The 13,066-nt window shown below is 71.4% G+C and carries 13 protein-coding genes and 1 tRNA gene; 6 read left to right on the forward strand and 8 right to left on the reverse strand.

Features of this window, described 5'->3' with window-relative positions; all coding sequences use genetic code 11:
- Window positions 1-57: 57 nt before the first annotated feature.
- On the reverse strand, window positions 58-858 hold the full coding sequence (locus MHY49_RS09145) for a DeoR/GlpR family DNA-binding transcription regulator (protein WP_239203694.1): 801 nt from the start codon (window positions 856-858) through the stop codon (window positions 58-60).
- A gap of 198 nt (window positions 859-1,056) precedes the next feature.
- Here MHY49_RS09145 and MHY49_RS09150 point away from each other — a divergent pair, with 198 nt between their 5' ends.
- Window positions 1,057-1,233 (forward strand): Rv0909 family putative TA system antitoxin, encoded by a 177-nt coding sequence (locus MHY49_RS09150; RefSeq protein ID WP_228357627.1) that lies wholly within the window; start codon window positions 1,057-1,059, stop codon window positions 1,231-1,233.
- A 171-nt stretch (window positions 1,234-1,404) separates the two neighbouring features.
- Here MHY49_RS09150 and MHY49_RS09155 read toward each other — a convergent pair whose 3' ends face one another.
- On the reverse strand, window positions 1,405-2,211 hold the full coding sequence (locus MHY49_RS09155) for a nitrilase-related carbon-nitrogen hydrolase (RefSeq protein ID WP_239203695.1): 807 nt from the start codon (window positions 2,209-2,211) through the stop codon (window positions 1,405-1,407).
- Window positions 2,212-2,280: 69 nt separating this feature from the next.
- Between MHY49_RS09155 and MHY49_RS09160 the strand changes: the two genes are divergently transcribed.
- Together MHY49_RS09160 and MHY49_RS09165 are read left to right on the forward strand one after the other, a co-directional pair.
- Window positions 2,281-2,356 (forward strand) — tRNA-Arg (locus MHY49_RS09160).
- Between the two features lie 186 nt (window positions 2,357-2,542).
- Complete coding sequence (locus MHY49_RS09165; protein ID WP_239203696.1) at window positions 2,543-2,806, forward strand: hypothetical protein; 264 nt, start codon at window positions 2,543-2,545, stop codon at window positions 2,804-2,806.
- 64 nt (window positions 2,807-2,870) lie between these two features.
- Here the strand turns inward: MHY49_RS09165 and MHY49_RS09170 are convergent, their stop codons facing one another.
- The 5 genes from MHY49_RS09170 to sucC form a co-directional block, all read right to left on the reverse strand.
- Window positions 2,871-3,710: a hypothetical protein gene (locus tag MHY49_RS09170; protein ID WP_239203697.1), complete on the reverse strand. Its 840-nt coding sequence runs from the start codon at window positions 3,708-3,710 to the stop codon at window positions 2,871-2,873.
- A 167-nt stretch (window positions 3,711-3,877) separates the two neighbouring features.
- A complete protein-coding gene (locus tag MHY49_RS19185; protein ID WP_370646074.1) occupies window positions 3,878-4,819 on the reverse strand; it encodes a C40 family peptidase in 942 nt (313 codons plus the stop codon).
- A gap of 193 nt (window positions 4,820-5,012) precedes the next feature.
- Window positions 5,013-5,741, reverse strand: coding sequence for a metal-dependent transcriptional regulator (locus tag MHY49_RS09180; protein ID WP_239203698.1), 729 nt, complete (start codon window positions 5,739-5,741; stop codon window positions 5,013-5,015).
- A 239-nt stretch (window positions 5,742-5,980) separates the two neighbouring features.
- On the reverse strand, window positions 5,981-6,871 hold the full coding sequence (gene sucD, locus MHY49_RS09185; RefSeq protein WP_239203699.1) for a succinate--CoA ligase subunit alpha: 891 nt from the start codon (window positions 6,869-6,871) through the stop codon (window positions 5,981-5,983).
- Between the two features lie 9 nt (window positions 6,872-6,880).
- The gene (gene sucC, locus MHY49_RS09190; RefSeq protein WP_228357620.1) at window positions 6,881-8,047 is read right to left on the reverse strand and encodes an ADP-forming succinate--CoA ligase subunit beta; all 1,167 of its coding nucleotides are present in this window, start codon (window positions 8,045-8,047) and stop codon (window positions 6,881-6,883) included.
- Window positions 8,048-8,173: 126 nt separating this feature from the next.
- On the opposite strand from sucC, the gene MHY49_RS09195 reads away from it, so the two are divergent.
- The 3 genes from MHY49_RS09195 to MHY49_RS09205 all read left to right on the forward strand — a co-directional run bounded on the left by MHY49_RS09195 (window position 8,174) and on the right by MHY49_RS09205 (window position 10,471).
- A complete protein-coding gene (locus tag MHY49_RS09195; protein ID WP_228357619.1) occupies window positions 8,174-8,521 on the forward strand; it encodes a hypothetical protein in 348 nt (115 codons plus the stop codon).
- A gap of 100 nt (window positions 8,522-8,621) precedes the next feature.
- Window positions 8,622-9,209 carry a hypothetical protein gene (locus MHY49_RS09200; RefSeq protein WP_239203700.1) on the forward strand — a complete coding sequence of 196 codons (588 nt, stop codon included), beginning with the start codon at window positions 8,622-8,624 and terminating at the stop codon, window positions 9,207-9,209.
- The gene (locus tag MHY49_RS09205) at window positions 9,206-10,471 is read left to right on the forward strand and encodes a YncE family protein (protein WP_239203701.1); all 1,266 of its coding nucleotides are present in this window, start codon (window positions 9,206-9,208) and stop codon (window positions 10,469-10,471) included. Before MHY49_RS09200 ends, MHY49_RS09205 begins: the two co-directional genes overlap by 4 nt.
- An 18-nt stretch (window positions 10,472-10,489) precedes the next feature.
- Here MHY49_RS09205 and MHY49_RS09210 read toward each other — a convergent pair.
- Window positions 10,490-13,066: UvrD-helicase domain-containing protein (locus MHY49_RS09210; RefSeq protein ID WP_239203702.1), on the reverse strand; the 2,577-nt coding region annotated here is incomplete at its 5' end.

Below are 13,066 nucleotides of genomic sequence, written 5' to 3' on the forward strand. Positions count from 1 at the left end.
GCAGTTCACCCGGGCCCCGGTCGGCTCCGGCGGACCCCGTCGGACTCCGGGCGGTCCTCACGCCTCGTGCAGGCGCACCTCGTGCTCGGCGAGGTGCTCGCGCAGCTCCCCCGGGACGTCGCCGGCGATCACGAGGTCGGTGAGCGCGGCGACCGGGCAGATGCCGGCGAGGGCGCGCAGCCCGAACTTGTCGGCCGTGGCGAGGCCGACGACGCGCCGCGAATGCCCGATCATCGTGCGGGTCACCCCCGCTTCGGCATCGGAGTTGCAGGTGAGCCCGGCATCGATGTCGAGGCCGATCATGCCCACGAACATGGTGTCCAGCCACAGGTCGCGCATGGTGGCCGTCGCGAGCGGACCGGTGAGCTCGAAGGAGTACGGCTCGGCGACGCCGCCGAGCACGACGGTGCGCACGGCGGGGCGCAGCACGGCCTCGGTCGCGATGTTCAGGGCCGCGCAGACGACGGTGAGCCCGGGCGTGCCGTCCTTCGCGTCGAGATCGGGGCGGGAGACGGCCCGACGGGCCGTGCTCGTGGTCGAGCGCCCGCCGTTGAAGCCGACGATCTGGCCGGGGCGGATCATCTCCGCGGCGACGGCCGCCACGCGCTCGCGGTCGGCGGAGGCGCCGTCCTTCTCCCGCGGAGTGGTCGCGAGGGAGTAGGCCACGTCGATCGCGACGATGCCGCCGTGGGTGCGGCGCGCGAGCTGGGCGCGCTCCATCTCGACGAAGTCGCGGCGGACCGTGGACTCGCTGATCCCCAGCTCGCGAGCCACTTCGGTCACGCTCAGGCTGCGGTGGGTCGCGAGCATCGCGAGCACACGGTCCCAGCGCCCGCTCTTGTCCTTGGGGGGTGTCACAGCGGCCGGCGCCATACCCGGGTCGATCGTTTCCATGCACCAATCATGCCTGTGATTGGCAGGAATGCGCGCCAAATGCTCACGGACCGTCAGATGGGCGGTGTGTTCGGTCGATACCTGGCACGTCGGCCGCTCCGGCTCCTAGCCTGATCCCGTCGCTCCGTCCGGAGCGCGACGCCGAACGAGAGGAGTTTCCCCATGGGTCTCAACGACGCTTTCGACAAGGCCAAGGACGCCGCATCCGACAACAAGGACAAGATCGGCGAGGGCATCGACGGTGCCTCGGAGAAGGCGCAGGATGCCGCTCCCGATCAGTTCGACGGCGCCATCGGCGATGCGGCCGACAAGGCGAAGGACGGCCTCGGCAATCTCTGATCCGAGTTCTTCCCACGGCTGATGAGCCGTCGGCACGGCGCCGGACCTTCGGGTCCGGCGCCGTTCGCATGTGCGGGGGCAGGGACGCCGTGACGAGGAGGCGCCGATGTGAGCGGTGCCGATGAAGGCTAAGAGGCGCCGTCGCGAGCCGGTGCACGAGGCGCCGACGCCTCAGGGGGCCTGGAGCTCCGGTCGATCGGTGAGCACGGGCAGCGTGGACCGCGCCTCGGCCACGGCCTCGGCATCGACCTCGACGAGGAGCAGCTCCTCCGCCTCGCCCGCGGCCGCGATCACCGCGCCGAGCGGGGAGATCGCGACGCTGCCTCCGACGCCGCGCGCCGCGCTCCCGCTCCAGCCGGGAGCCGGCACCTGGTCCGCGGCCAGCAGCAGACTGGTCGAGTCCAGCGCCCGCGCGCGCTGCAGCACCCGCAGCTGATCGGCCTTCCCCTCCCCCGCTCCCCACGCCATGGGGACCACGATCACCTGCGCGCCCGCCCCTGCGAGCGCCACGAACTGCTCGGGGAAGCGGATGTCGTAGCAGGTCGCGAAGCCCACACGCACCCCGTCGACGTCGACGGCGACGAGCGCGTCGCCAGGTGCGATGGTCTCGGACTCGCGGGCGCCGAAGGCGTCGTAGAGGTGGATCTTGCGATAGTCCGCGCGCAGGTCGCGGCCGCGGACGATCACCGTGTTGTGCACCCGGCCGTCGGCGGCGAGCGTGAAGGATCCGGCGACGGCCACCAGATCACGCCTCTGCGCGGTCGCGGTGATCGCCTCGTCGAAGGCATCGGCATGATCGCGCGCAGCGGCGGCGAGATCCGTGCCGAAGGGGGCGAGAGCGGCCTCGGGGAGCACCACGAGCCGCGCATCCGCCGCAGCCGCCTCGTCAAGGGCGCGCACGGCGCGCTCGGTCGCGCGCGCGGGGTCCGCGTCGACGGCGTACTGGGCGAGGGCGACGGTCAGCGTGGAGGTGCTCACGCTTCGATCCTGCCATGCGCCCGGGCGGGAGTCCCGGGCCCTCCGTACCGTAGGATGGTCGGCGGTTCCGCCCCCGTAGCTCAGGGGATAGAGCACCGCTCTCCTAAAGCGGGTGTCGCGCGTTCGAATCGCGCCGGGGGCACCAGAGAAACAGCAGGTCACTCAGTCGTTGCGGCGCAGCACGTTCTCGTCACCGCTCGTGTGTCCGGGTGGGCATCATGATCGAGTTCGTCCTGAGTCTCCTCGGAGACTTCATATTCGCGCGTGGCCGCGCGAAGAAACGGAACGGCCGCGCCGAGGACTGACCAGACAGCTTGCTACGGTGGCAGACATGAGCAAGGACGGTCTGCGCCTGCTGTGGTTGAAGGTGATCGCGCGCCCCGTGGTGCTGGCAGGGTTCCTGTGGCTGTGGTGGCCCGGTGAACGACTCCTGCACTCGTGGATGAGTCAGCTCGCCCTCGTGCTCGTCATCGTGGCCTCGATCTTCTGGCTGCGACTCTTCATCGCAGACCTCCGAGCGCTCGTCAGCGCGTACACGCAGCGGGACGGCACAGCCGGCCCGCGCGGCGCGGAAGCGCCTCCGGCGGACGACTGAGATCCCACCTCCGGCTGAGCGGTGCCCGCCCGCCCACCGCATCACGGCGACTCCGGGGCGGGTATCACCGGCGCCGCACCGGCCTGCGCACCACGGCGAGCAGCACCGCACCCACCACGATGATCCCCGCGCCGACGCCGGTCATCACGGTCGCACGCGGAGCGATGTCGGCGCTGAAGCGTGCCTCGAAGCCCTGGACGATCGGCCCCAGGAACCCCGCGCCGTCGATCGACGCAGGGACGAGGGCTCCGATGCCGGCGGCGAGCAGCAGACCGATCGCGCCCGCCACGAGGGTCGCGATCCCGGCGCCCAGCAGAGCAGCCCGCCTGCGATCGGCGATGATCAGTGCGAGCACCATGAGCACGATCATCACCGGCAGCGCCCAGGACGCGTACGGGAGCACCTGAGCGGCCGCGCGCAGGGCGGGCAGGTCGGGAATCGTGGTGAGGGTGGCCGTGGGATGGTCGGGACGGGGCAGGGTGATCCCGAAGGGCAGCTTCTCCTCGATCGGGTCCATCAAGGAGTCGACGGCGGGCGAGAGGTCGACCTCGATGGGGCTGTCGCCCGAGGCGAAGAGCCCGTCGTGCACCGAGCCCATCGAGGCATCCCACATCTCCTGGTAGGCCGACGTGGTCGTGAAGGAGGCCGCCTGCTCCTTGGCGTAGGGCGCGACCGCGCCGCGCACCGAGGAGGGGATCACGTCGCTCGAGAGCAGCTCGTCGACCGCGGCATCGGTGAGCGCGTGCTGGGTCGAGGCGTCCTCCCCCATCGGCTCGGCGATCTCGAGGAAGCCGTCGCGGTCGACCACGCGGTCCTGCAGCCAGGTGCCCGGCAGCCAGCTCGCGCCGACCACGGCGGCGAGGACGAGCAGCAGGACGCTCGCCGTCTGTCGCAGTGCGCTCATCTCATGGCCTCCTCTGGGGAACGTTCGGGCGTCCGGTCAGGCATCGCGCAAGGGTCGCACGTCGACCTGGATCCTCGCCCGGTCCGCACGGGTTCTCCCCGGACGCACGTCGGCCCCGCACCCAGGGGTGCGGGGCCGACGTGCGACGCGGGGGATGTCAGGGATGATCAGTGGGTGTACGTGACGTACGTCCAGGAGCCCGAGTAGATGTGGCGCTCGGTCGTGCCGACGCGCTTGTTGCCGGCGTCGATCAGCATGTCGCCGCCCGCGTAGATGGCCACGTGGCCGGGCTTGCGCATGAGGTCGCCGGGGCGCGCCTCGGACTTGGAGATCACGCGACCGCCGGCGGCCTGGGCCGAGTCGGTGCGGGGGATGCTGATGCCGTTCTGCGCGTAGACCCACTGGGTGAAGCCCGAGCAGTCCCAGCCGCTCGTGCTGGTCCCTCCGAACACGTAGGGGGTGCCGATACCGCTGCGGGCCGTGGAGAGGATGCCGTTGCCCGAGGCGCTCGAGGCGGCGGGGGCACTGGACGTCTTCTCCGAGGAGCTCGACGACTTCTTGGAGGAGGAGCTGCTCGAGGAGGACGAGCTCGAGCTGGAGGAGCTCGAGTGCGAGGAGCTGCTCAAGGTCGACTGCGAGGAGGTGCTCTCCTGCGACTGGTCGTTCTGCTGGTCCTGGGACTGGTCGTCCTGGGCCTGATCGTCCTGGGCGGCCCGGTCGGCGGCGGCCTTCTCCTTGGCCTCCTGCTCGGCGCGCTCGGCGGCGGCCTTCTTCTCCGCGGCCTTGCGGGCCTGCTCCTGGAGCTCGGCAGCGGACTCGCCCGTGAGCCCATCGACCTTGGAGGACTTGAGGACCGCGTTGGAGGCCCCCTTCGTCTCCTGCGGGATCTCGGTCTTTCCAGTCGGAGCTTCCAGCACGGCCGGGGCGGCGTTCCCCTGGGCCTGCGCGGCGCCGTCGGCCTGGGTCGAGCCGTCGGCCGTAGCGGCGGCGGACCCGCCGAACAGCATGGTGGCGGCGATCGCAGCGCCGGCGGCGGTGCGGCCGGCACGGACGGCCGGCGTCACCGGGCGCATGGCTCGGCGGTGCGTGTTCATCGCGGTCTTCGACACGTGAGGGCTCCCCTGGGCCTCCGCCGGAGCGGAGATTCGGCTTCGTCTTCAGTTGCCCGATCCGAAGCGCTGCGCGCCGAACTCGGTGGGCGTCGGCCGATCGTTCCGCGATCGGCACGCCCTCGACCCTAAGGACTCCTGAACGCCCGCACCCAGCGTCCTGAGAAGGTCTGGGGAAGACCTTGCCGACTCTTTACTCGGCCGCCGCGGGGGTCACCACGAGCTGACCGGCGGTGTCCTCGTCGATGATGATCGGCTCGGCGCCGTCGCCCTGCAGCCGGAAGCCGGACTGCGTCCGCTCCGCCCGGAAGGTCTCGCCCGGGAGGATGCCGTGACCAGCGAGATCGCGCAGGAGGTCGACGTCGGTCTGGGCCGTCTCGCCGATCCGGCGCAGACGGAGCTCGAGCGAACCCGAGCCGCCCAGCGCGCGGTCCAGGGTGCCGTGCCAGCTTGCCGAATCTTGACCTTCGGGGGTGACGCCCGTCTCGCCGGACGTGTCGATCCCGAGCTCGGCGAGACCCGGGATGGGGTTGCCGTAGGGGTCGATGAAGGGCGCGGCGATCTGCTGGGCGATGCGCGTCTCGACCTCGCGGCTCATGACGTGCTCCCAGCGGCAGGCCTCCTCGTGGACCAGCTCGAAGGGCAGCCCGACCTGCTCGATGAGGTGACGCTCCGCGAGACGGTGCTTGCGCATCACGTCGGTCGCGATGGCCTGGCCCTTGTCCGTGAGCATGATGCGGCGCTCGTCGTCGAGGTGCAGGAGGCCGTCGCGCTCCATGCGGGCGACGGTCTGCGAGACCGTCGGCCCCGAGTGCCCGAGCCGATCCGCGATCCGGGCGCGCATCGGGGGGATGCCCGCCTCATGAAGCTCGAACACCGTCTTGAGATACATCTCGGTGGTGTCGACAAGATCGCTGCTCATGGATGCTGCTCCGTTCCTGGTTCCTCCGACGGGCTCTACCGTACCTGTTCAGACCGACACTCCCCCAGCGATTGCGCTGTCGGCCGACGCGCACGCCGGCGCGCGTCCGCCGGCGGGGGCCGGCCAGGGCACTCGGCCCTCGTCCTGCCCCCGACGCACGGACGGGCGGGCACCCGCTGGGGTGCCCGCCCGTCCGTCGGCCGCATGACCCGATCGGGCCCGAGCGGCCGGAGCCGCTCTCAGGCCTGGGCCGAGATGATCTCGCGCATGAGGTCGGCCGTCTCGGTCGGGGTCTTGCCGACCTTCACGCCCGCGGCCTCGAGGGCCTCCTTCTTCGCCTGCGCGGTGCCGGCGGAGCCGGAGACGATCGCGCCCGCGTGGCCCATGGTCTTGCCCTCGGGGGCGGTGAAGCCCGCGACGTAGCCGACCACCGGCTTGGACATGTTGTCCTTGACGTACGCGGCCGCGCGCTCCTCGGCGTCGCCGCCGATCTCGCCGATCATCACGACGCCCACGGTGTCGGGGTCGTTCTCGAACGCCTCAAGGGCGTCGATGTGGGTGGTGCCGATGACCGGGTCGCCGCCGATGCCGATGCACGTGGTGAAGCCGAGGTCGGCCAGCTCGTACATCATCTGGTAGGTCAGCGTGCCGGACTTCGAGACCAGGCCCAGCTTGCCGGGGCCGGTGATGTTCGCCGGGGTGATGCCCGCGTTGGACTTCCCGGGGCTGATCAGGCCCGGGCAGTTCGGCCCGATGATCCGGGTGGTGCCCTTGTCCTTCGCGTAGTTGAAGAACTCGGCGGAGTCCTTCACCGGGATGCCCTCGGTGATGACCACGAGCAGCGGCATCGCGGCGTCGATGGCCTCGATCGCGGCGGACTTGGCGAACTTCGGCGGCACGAAGACCACGGAGACGTTCGCGCCGGTGGCCTCCATGGCCTCCGCGACGGATCCGAAGACGGGGACCTCGTGGCCGCCTTCGAAGGACACGGTCTGACCGGCCTTGCGGGGGTTCACGCCGCCGACGACGTTCGTGCCGGAGTCGAGCATGCGCTGGGAGTGCTTCATGCCCTCCGAGCCCGTCATGCCCTGGACGATGACCTTGCTGTTCTCATCGAGGAAGATCGACATGACGGTCCCTCACTTTCCTGCGGCGAGCTCGGCGACCTTGGCCGCTCCGCCGTCCATGGTGTCGGCCTGGGTGACGAGCGGGTGCGCGAAGTCCGCGAGGATCTTCCGCCCCTCCTCGACGTTGTTGCCGTCGAGGCGGACCACGAGCGGCTTCGTCGCGGCGTCGCCCAGCTTCTGCAGGGCGCCGACGATGCCGTTGGCCACCGCGTCGCACGCGGTGATGCCGCCGAACACGTTGACGAAGACCGCGGAGACCTGCTCGTCGCCGAGAATGACGTCCAGACCGTTGGCCATGACCTCGGCGCTCGCGCCGCCGCCGATGTCCAGGAAGTTCGCGGGCTTCACGCCGTGCGACTCGCCCGCGTACGCGACGACGTCCAGCGTCGACATGACCAGGCCCGCACCGTTGCCGATGATGCCGACCTCGCCGTCGAGCTTGACGTAGTTGAGGTCCAGGGCCTTGGCCTTCGCCTCGAGCGGGTCCTCGGAGGCGGTGTCCACGAGGTCGCCGTGGTCGGGGTGGCGGAACTCGGCATTGTCGTCGAGGGTGACCTTGCCGTCCAGGGCGACGATCTCGCCGGAGCCCGTCTGCACGAGCGGGTTCACCTCGACGAGGGTCGCGTCCTCGGCGCTGTAGACGTCCCAGAGCTTCTGCAGCACGGGGACGACCTTCGCGCCGGTCTCGGCGTCGAAGCCGGCGGCCTCGACGATCTCCTTCGCCTTCGCCTCGTCGATCCCGGTGTTGGGGTCCACGGCCACCCGCGCGAGCGCGTCCGGGCGCTCGACGGCCAGCTGCTCGATCTCCATGCCGCCCTCGACAGAGCACATGGCCAGGTAGTTGCGGTTCGCGCGGTCCAGCAGCAGGGAGAAGTAGTACTCGGAGGCGATGTCCGCGCCGCCCGCGATCATCACGCGGTGCACGGTGTGGCCCTTGATGTCCATGCCGAGGATCTCGGAGGCCTTCTGCTCCGCCTCCTCGGGGGACTTCGCGATCTTCACGCCGCCGGCCTTGCCGCGGCCTCCGACCTTCACCTGGGCCTTGACGACCACGACCGGGGTGCCGATGGTCTCAGCGGCGGCCTTGGCGGCCTGTGGGTCCTCCGCGACGATTCCGGGGAGCACGGGGACGCCGTGCTTCTCGAAGAGATCGCGGGCCTGGTACTCGAACAGGTCCACGGATGTTCGTCCTTCCGTTGTCGTAGGCGGGCGGCGGGCCCTCGTCGGCCCTCGAACCGCCCCTCGAACGCCTCCACCATATCGCCGCGGACCCCCGTCCCAGCACCGCACGACTACGCTGTGACCGTGGCCCCACGATCCCGCAGTCTCACCGGCCGGATCCGCGACCAGATCGGCTTCAGCCTCGTCGCGGTCCTGGTGCTGTTCATGCTGCTGCGCGTGTTCGGCGTCCGCTCGAGCGTCGCAGGCCTCGTGCTCTCGATCGCGCTGACCCTCGCGCTGAACGTGGGCCTCTCCTACATCGGCGAGGCGCGTGCGCGCAGCGCCCGGCGCCGCGCGCAGGACGGCTCCCGCGATCCCCGCCGGTACGACCCCCGCGACGATCTCGACGCCCCCGAGCGGCGCGGCGGGACCCGCGAGGGCCGGCGACGGCAGGGCGGCGGCGACATCCGCTGGCGGGACGACGGCCGCTGACGGCCGCTGACGGCCGACGGGGACGGCGAGCACGCAGGGTGACGGTGACGCAGACCGAGCGCGGGACGGGGCGGCCCGCAGGACGAGCGAGGGAGGATCCATGAGCAGCTGGAGGACCTACGCGAAGGCGGCGCGCAACACCGCCCGTCGGCAGGCGCCCGACCTCGCCCGCCAGGCCCGCGACTCCACCCGCCGCAGCACCGAGCGCGCGGGTGCCTACGCGCGAGCGGCGACGAAGGCGGCCGACGAGGGCACGCGCGAGTCCCGCGAGCACATGCGCGAGCGCGGCCGTCGCTACCGCCGGGACGCCGCCGTCTACACCGAGGCCACACGGCGCCACCTCAAGCGCGCGCGGATCGGGCAGCGCCTGCTCTCGGCTCTGCGCGACGCGGTGATCATGGGCGCCTCGCTGGGCGTGATCTGGTTCGTGGTCACCCGCACCGGCGTGCAGATCCCCTTCACCGCCGTGCTCGCGATCGTGCTCGTGCTCATGGTGATCCGCTTCGGCTGGGCGCTGTGGGTCGGCTTCGGACTGGCGGACGACGAGGACGAGCTCGACGAGAACGAGGACGAGGTGGACGAGGACGGGCGGGCCGACGAGCGCAGCTCCGACGCGCGCCGCCCGGAGCACCCGGAGCGTCGGGACCGCGAGCCCCTGCGCGAGCACGAGCGCACCCGGCGGCGATGAGCCCACGGAACCGGCGATCGACGCGGCTCGCCGGCCTGCACGCGGAGACCGATCCCCGTCGGCCCGCCGTGCTCCCCCTGCTCACTGCGCTGCTGTGCCTCGCACTGGTGATCGCGGTCGTCGGCCTCGTGGAGCACCGGCGGGGCACGACCGGGGGCGACGGCGGTCTGCTGGGAGAGCCGTCGGGCACTCCGTCCGGTCCTGCCGAGGGCGTGCCGACCGCGACCGCCCGCGTCCTCGACGGGCCATCCTCCGAGACCCGGATGAGCGACCGGCAGCGGATCACCGGGGACATCACCCCGAAGTCCGTGGTGGCCAGCGGCCACGGGCACGTGCTCGCGAACAACATGCTGTACAGCCACTCCGTCACGCTCTACGACGCGGCCGATCGCAGCCTCGCCGCGACCGTCCCGGACACGGTGGACATGTCCGCGCTCGGATTCCCCCAGTACCCGGGGACCAGCAGGGGCGCGCCGGTCGAGGCCGCCTGGACCGCCGACGGCCGCTATGCCTACGTCTCGCAGTACCAGATGACGGGCGAGGGACACGGCGCCTCGGGCAACGACGACTGCCGCAACGGGGACGCGACTGGACGGAGCGCGCTGCTGCGCCTGGACGTGGCGACCATGAGCTGGGACCAGACGATCGAGGTGGGGCGGGTGCCGAAGTTCGTGGCCCTCTCCCCCGACGGGTCCCTCGCCCTGGTCTCCAACTGGTGCGACCGCACCGTGTCCGTCGTCGACCTCGAGGCCGCCGAGGTCACCGCGGAGATCCCCGTGGACTCCGCACCGCGGGGCATCGTCGTGCTCCCGGACAACGAGACCGCCTACGTCACCGCGATGTACGCCGACGAGCTGTTCCGTCTGGACATCCCCACCGGCACGAGCGAGCTCGTGCGCGAGACCGGGCGCAAGCCCCGCCACCTGGTCCTCTCCCCCGACGCCACCCGCATGTACCTCACGGAGGCGGGCTCGGACCGCCTCCTCGAGCTCGACACCGCGAGCGGCGAGGTGCTGCGCGAGGCGCCGACGGGACGCGAGCCGCGCTCGATGGACATCTCCCCGGACGGCACCGCGCTCTACGTCGTGAACTACTACGAGGACTCCGTCTCGAAGTTCGACGTCGACACCTTCACCGAGGTCCAGCGCGAGAGCGTGGGCCGCAACCCGGTGGGCGTCGCCTACGAGCCGACGACCGCGAGCGTCTGGGTCGCGAACTACGCGGGAAGCATCGACGTCTTCGACGACTCCGGGCAGGCGTGAGCGCGGCCCGCCCCGTGCTCAGAGCTTCGTGAGCGGGGCGTAGCGCAGCAGCAGGCGCTTGGTGCCGTGGGGCGCCTTGAACTGGACCTCGACCTGGGTCTTCTCGTCCTGGCCGGTGACCTCGGTGACGGTGCCCATGCCGAAGGTGTCGTGGGTGACGCGGTCGCCGACGACGAGCGAGGGCATGTCCGCCGCGGAGCGCGCGCTGCGACCCGAGCCGAAGGACGGGCGCGTGACGTCGCGCCGGCCGCCTCCGGCGCCGCCGCTGAAGGACGGCCCGCGGGAGGAGCCGCCGCGGCCGCCTCCGTGCCCGCCGCCGTAGCCGCCTCCCCCGTAGCCGCCGCTCCCGAAGCCACCGGATCCCGCGTAACCCATGCCCGAGAGGGAGGAGCCCGCGCGCGCGACGTCGAGCACCGGCTCGGGGATCTCGTCGAGGAAGCGGCTGCCGGGGAAGAACTGCGGGGCGCCCCAGGTCGCGCGCATCTGGGCGCGCGTGAGGTAGAGCTTCTCGCGGGCGCGGGTGATGCCCACGTACGCCAGGCGCCGCTCCTCCTCGAGCTGGTCGGGGTCGGCGAGCGTGCGCTGGTGAGGGAAGGTGCCGTCCTCGAGGCCGGTGAGGAAGACGACCGGGAACTCGAGGCCCTTGGCGGTGTGCAGCGTCATCAGGGTGACGAACTGGTCCTCCTGCCCGGGGATCTGGTCCGCATCGGCCACGAGGGAGACCTTCTCGAGGAACTGGTCCAGCAGCGGCGCCTCGGGGTCGTCGGTCGCGGGCAGGGCCGAGCCGTCGGAGTCGTCGCCAGGCGAGGCGGGGGCGGTGCCGCCGTCGGCCGTCCCGGCGTCCCCGTCGTCATCGTCGTCCTCGAACTCGCTCGCGGCGGCCGCGGCGGCCTCCGTCTGGGCCTCGAACTCGCTGGCCACGCCCACGAGCTCGGCGAGGTTCTCCAGGCGCGACTCGTCCTGCGGGTCGTCGCTGTTCTGCAGCTCGGCGTAGTAGCCCGAGCGCTGGAGGACCTGCTCGACGAGCTCCGCCGGACCGGTGCCGCTCGCATAGAGCTCCCGCAGGTCGTCGAGCATCGAGACGAAGGTGCGCACCGAGTTCAGGGAGCGGGTGGCGATGCCGGGGGCCTCGTCGGCCCGGCGCAGGGCGTCGCCGAAGCTGATGCGGTCCTGCTCGGCGAGCAGGGCGATCGCGGCCTCGGCCCGGTCGCCGATGCCGCGCTTGGGGACGTTGAGGATGCGACGCAGGTTGATCTCGTCGTCGGGGTTGGCGAGCACCTGCAGATAGGCGATCGCGTCCTTGATCTCGCGCCGCTCGTAGAAGCGGGTGCCGCCGACCACCTTGTAGGGCAGGCCCACGCGGATCAGCTGGTCCTCGAGGGCGCGGGACTGCGCGTTGGCGCGGTAGAAGATCGCGATGTCGCTCGCGCGGCGGCCCGCGTCCACGAGGGCGTCGATCTGCCGGCCGATGTAGCGGGCCTCGGCCTGCTCGTCGTCGGCGACGTAGAGGGTGATCTTCTCGCCCTCGCCCTGGTCGGTCCACAGGTTCTTCTTGCGCCGCCCCTGGTTCTCCTCGATCACCGCGTTCGCGGCGCTGAGCACGTTCTGGGTGGAGCGGTAGTTCTGCTCGAGCACGATCGTGCGAGCCGAGGGGAAGTCCTGCTCGAACTCGACGATGTTGCGGATGGTCGCCCCGCGGAAGGCGTAGATCGACTGGTCGGAGTCGCCCACCACGGTGAGGTCGGCGCGCGGGTCGTCGCCCACGAGCTCGCGCACCAGGGAGTACTGGGCATGGTTGGTGTCCTGGTACTCGTCCACGAGCACGTGGCGGAAGCGCCGGCGGTAGGTCTCGCGCACGGCGGGGTTCTCGCGCAGCACCTCGACGGTCAGCCCGATGAGGTCGTCGAAGTCCACCGCGTTCGCCTGGCGCAGGCGCTCGGTGTAGGCGGTGAACACCTGGGCGATGGATTTCTCGAACAGGTTCTTCGCACTCTCCGCCTGATCGGCGTAGTCGATGGGGTCGACGAGCTCGTTCTTGAGCGAACTGATCTTCGAGGCGATCCCGCGGGGCGGATTCTTCTTCGTGTCCAGCCCGAAGTCCTTGGCGATGTTCGTGATCAGCCGCAGCGAATCCGCCGAGTCGTAGATCGTGAAGGAGCTCTTGAGCCCGGCGGCCGCATGCTCGCGGCGCAGGATCCTCACGCACGCGGAGTGGAAGGTCGAGACCCACATGCCGCGCCCCGCCGGGCCGACGAGCTCCTCGACCCTCTCCCGCATCTCGGCGGCGGCCTTGTTCGTGAAGGTGATCGCGAGGATCTCGCCGGGCAGCGCCTCCCTCGTGCGCAGCAGATGGGCGATCCGTCGCGTGAGCACGCGGGTCTTGCCCGAGCCGGCGCCCGCGACGATCAGCAGCGGGCTGCCGCGGTGCTCGACGGCCTCGCGCTGGGGAGGGTTGAGACCCTCGACGAGATCGGAGACATCGGGGAGGGGGCCGCGCGGAGCCGCCGACGGCGCTGCGGGCTCGACCGCCGCGGGGGTCCAGGCCCCCTCGGGCTCGCCCTCGTCCTCGGGCGGAGGGGCGTCGTCCTCCGGGGG

This window comes from Brachybacterium sp. ACRRE (genome assembly GCF_022346485.1).
Classification (GTDB): domain Bacteria; phylum Actinomycetota; class Actinomycetes; order Actinomycetales; family Dermabacteraceae; genus Brachybacterium; species Brachybacterium halotolerans.

Coding starts and splice junctions, on each gene's coding strand:
- MHY49_RS09200 (WP_239203700.1), top strand. CDS start 8,622: ATGAGCAGCTGGAGGACCTACGCGAAGGCGGCGCGCAACACCGCCCGT.
- MHY49_RS09180 (WP_239203698.1), bottom strand. CDS start 5,741: ATGAGCAGCGATCTTGTCGACACCACCGAGATGTATCTCAAGACGGTG.
- MHY49_RS09170 (WP_239203697.1), bottom strand. CDS start 3,710: ATGAGCGCACTGCGACAGACGGCGAGCGTCCTGCTGCTCGTCCTCGCC.
- sucD (WP_239203699.1), bottom strand. CDS start 6,871: ATGTCGATCTTCCTCGATGAGAACAGCAAGGTCATCGTCCAGGGCATG.
- MHY49_RS09165 (WP_239203696.1), top strand. CDS start 2,543: ATGAGCAAGGACGGTCTGCGCCTGCTGTGGTTGAAGGTGATCGCGCGC.
- MHY49_RS09150 (WP_228357627.1), top strand. CDS start 1,057: ATGGGTCTCAACGACGCTTTCGACAAGGCCAAGGACGCCGCATCCGAC.
- MHY49_RS09205 (WP_239203701.1), top strand. CDS start 9,206: ATGAGCCCACGGAACCGGCGATCGACGCGGCTCGCCGGCCTGCACGCG.